The organism is Nostoc sp. (genome assembly GCF_036916735.1).
Classification (GTDB): domain Bacteria; phylum Cyanobacteriota; class Cyanobacteriia; order Cyanobacteriales; family Nostocaceae; genus Nostoc.
Window position 1 is genome coordinate 1 of the sequence record NZ_JBALFV010000044.1, and the last position, 3,506, is coordinate 3,506.

Genomic DNA, 3,506 nt, shown 5'->3' on the forward strand with positions numbered 1-3,506 from the left:
AGAAGCTTTTATTTATCTAACGATGATTCGTTTGATGTTGAAGCAACTTGCGTAATTAAAATCACCTATCTAAAACTTTTCAGACATCCTCTAAGAACTAAACCCCGATCTCACTTTTCCAAAAGCGCTTTATATTCGTCATAAGTGCCATCATTAGTAATAGAAATTTCCGAGTTATTTATTTTACTTTGCTCATCAACAACATAAATTGTGAACAACTTTAGCTCAACCCATCTACCGATAAACCCGTGTTGCTTAGTTTGGGATTTTTTTCTCTCCTTTTTATTAATTCGGATTCTACTTCTCCCACCATCAACAGCTTTTGACTTCTCGCTGGTCTTTAAGAACATTACCTTCAACTAAATTCCCTAATTTTCGATTTAAGATTTTAGATTGACGCAAGTTGATACCAATCTTACCAAAATTATACGTTAAGCGTTCAATTCTTTTAAAACTAAGATTAATTTCCCAACCTGTTAAAATTGTGCAGGCAGCTTCAAATGAACTAGCGATCGCTCCGTATTGAGCAACAGTTGACCATACCAAAGGGGTTAATCCTTCTGACATTTCTATTTTGGACACTATTCATAAATCTCCGGCATTTTTAAGTATTAATGCTATGTAATATGTATTTAATGCATTTACGTACTGAGAAATTAGATTAGCGATCGCTCGTTTTTTCTCCCGACTTCACAAAATCGCATTGCTCCCAATCTTATTGCCAATTGTCCTTGAGAGCCTTCTTGATTGTTATATACATTGATCACTTTTTGGCGCAGATCACAGGAGTAAGGTTTCATTCCATAGGTACTTAGGCGTTAATATACTCTATTATCCCATACTGTATTTCACTCAAGCAGGAACCGCTATATCGTTAATAATAAATCTTGGTTGGCGTAAATCTTACGCGAACCACCCCTCATTTTCCACATCCCGTGAAAAGTCAGTGCCCGAAGGGCTTATCACAAGTGTCTTTGCTACTTTCCCCCCATTTGTTTCAAATACTCCTCTTGTTTAATAAAGGCAACCTTGAGAGCCAGTCGAGATTGGGTAGCTTCTGGCAATACAGGGGTGACAGTGTGCCAGGAGTGGTCTGAATTCACGAAAATGATTGAGGTATTGAGTCGTGGTGAAATTTGCTGATATACGTCCTTGGCTTGGTCAGATTTCAATATGCGTAAACAACCGCCCCAACTTGGGTTCCATTGTTGATTGAAATAGAACATTTGCACCATGCAGCAAATGGTGGTATCGGTATGGGGAGGGAAGGTATTTTCTTTTTCATAACGGAACAAGTAGATGAACATTAAATCGTCCATCAGGTTCAAGCCTGTTAGTTCCCCAAGAGCGGCTCGATAAGCAGTTGAGCGTAGGTCTTCTACTAGCTCCTGCCAAAGGTCGTTTAGTTTCGGTGGCGAAGTTATCAGTGGTTTATTCCACTCCTGAATCTCATCGTAGACCATTCGGACTGGAAACAAAGAGCCTCTTTCTTGATAAAATCCGGATTTAGGATAGCTGTTGGCTAACTCCAAACTCTCGCTCTCAGGCAAAAAGTTTTCTAAATATGCCCAGGGATAAGGTACAGATTGCATTGTCGCTTTCGCGATGGTATCTAAATCAAGCATGGCACTAACTTTATATATATGTAGATGAAACTAACTTTAGTTAACTTAATATTTTGCATCTAGGTCAAAAACTGGGTTTCTTGAGAAAGATGGCGCAAGAAGACCTTAATTTTTCCTATTCGATACCCGGTTTTTTAGGTCTTGTTGAGAATGGTGCACTCCGGTCAGTTAAGCAAGTATTTAAAAAGGTCATCTAAAGCCAAATTGGCGGTTATTGGACCACTGCCTATCCAGTAAATTCCTACTGGATAAACTTGACCGTGCTGTACTGCCTTCAACTTTGACCATAGGGAAGTCCCTGGCATCTGCTTTACGGTTTTTTGATTGCGCTCAAAAACAGAATGTGAAATCCGCTTGTCGAACGTGAAGTCAAAAATGACATCTTCATCAACTGACAACAATTCTTCCTCTGAAATTAGATACCAAGCGCCAGCTATTTTTAAATGATCATCGGTTGCTCCACTTGCAGGTAATCTCTGATCAACCAGACCAGCCTCTTCAAAAATGCCCCTTGAGAAACTATCCGGATCTCTGAGAAATAGCCGCACAATTCCGTAATTGATTGAGGAATCTCAAGTAGGTCTGTTGGTGTCTTTGTTGCTGTAGTTGTATTATTGACTTTATAGCCTGTTTCAGGCGGTGCTGTCACCTCTAATTCAATTGGTGCTTGGTTTTCACTAGTTGGCGGTTTTTGCTGTGGCGGGGGTGGTTGCTGTGTTGTGGATGTGGTATTTGTTACCCCAATCACTAATCCTTCAGGACTGTCAAACAACTCTACTGCTGGTACACCCACTTCACCTGTAACTGTCACCCGTATGGTATTAACATTAATATTAGTAACAGTTACTTCATTAATTCCCGCTACTGGCTTTTGTTGACGAAATGTATTGCCATTAGTTAAGCGCAACTGAGCATTAGATATGTCTGCAATGTATGAGTTCCCCTGAGTTTTCGAAGTTAGCTGTAAGCGTTGGCTGTTGACACCCGTCTCTAAAATCACCTCCAAACCCTTACTTGTACTATTGAGCTTCACTGCCGTTACTGATATAACTTGTGCTTGTTGGGAGGGTATAGGTGATGACTGTACTAACTTTTGGATATAAGTAAGTGAATGCTCTATTTGTTTGAAACTGCGAATTTTTCTAATAGGTACAACTGAATTTGTAATTGTTTCTTGAGGTAATAGTTGCTGTTGATAATCTGGTATTTCTGCTGTTCTAATCGAGCGAGCGTTCGCAGGTAGAAGTTTCCCGATCAACATTGCCATTACCGAAGTAGTTAATAATACGCTCTGCCAGAAAAAATAGTTTAATCTCTGCGGCTTCATTGAAACTTCCTCACACACATTTGCTCATCTATTGCTGACCACCTGCCTGAATTAAAGTATAAAGGGTAAGTAGAAAACCTATTACCCTTTATCCAACACCTTATGACAATCTCACCCCAAAATTCTGCTCCTGAAATTGGGGTTGCTGCATCAGGCACGTTACTTAATGTAGTCTGAATATTACCAATTTAATTAGTAAATTTCTAAAGAAATTTCTGAGATAAATCTTAAAATAGCATTCTTTGAGTTGTTGCTCTAACGCGATTAACTCATTATTGGGTTACTCAAATTGAGTACTGAAGCTGTTTTTAATGAAGATGGTCTGGGAAAGTGCTGGTTTTTTGACCCAAGTCTTATACTCAGAGTATCTTTACCAAGTGCAGGACTAATTAGCCAGTATTGTTGGTAATATCATCACAATACAATTTATCGGCGTTGCATAATTGAAGTATGAATTTGAGCGTAGGCGTAGCCCGCACTTCGACAAGCTCAGTGACCATCGTAGACATCGCTATGGAATGTCCAAGGTGTGTATCAACTCATATCCGCAAGAA

At 39.4% G+C, this 3,506-nt stretch carries 4 protein-coding genes and 1 pseudogene; all 5 read right to left on the minus strand.

The annotated features are described in order from the left end of the window. Positions 1-116: 116 nt before the first annotated feature. A pseudogene (locus V7L20_RS11135) lies at positions 117-567 on the minus strand (ISLre2-like element ISCst1 family transposase); the annotation flags it as partial. A gap of 89 nt (positions 568-656) precedes the next feature. Then, the gene (locus tag V7L20_RS11140; RefSeq protein ID WP_334744135.1) at positions 657-800 is read right to left on the minus strand and encodes a hypothetical protein; all 144 of its coding nucleotides are present in this window, start codon (positions 798-800) and stop codon (positions 657-659) included. A 177-nt stretch (positions 801-977) separates the two neighbouring features. Continuing rightward, positions 978-1,625 carry a 2OG-Fe(II) oxygenase family protein gene (locus V7L20_RS11145; RefSeq protein ID WP_334744136.1) on the minus strand — a complete coding sequence of 216 codons (648 nt, stop codon included), beginning with the start codon at positions 1,623-1,625 and terminating at the stop codon, positions 978-980. Positions 1,626-1,789: 164 nt separating this feature from the next. Continuing rightward, a complete protein-coding gene (locus tag V7L20_RS11150) occupies positions 1,790-2,023 on the minus strand; it encodes a hypothetical protein (protein ID WP_334744137.1) in 234 nt (77 codons plus the stop codon). A gap of 41 nt (positions 2,024-2,064) precedes the next feature. Then, on the minus strand, positions 2,065-2,952 hold the full coding sequence (locus V7L20_RS11155) for an AMIN domain-containing protein (RefSeq protein ID WP_334744138.1): 888 nt from the start codon (positions 2,950-2,952) through the stop codon (positions 2,065-2,067). Between the last annotated feature and the right edge of the window lie 554 nt (positions 2,953-3,506).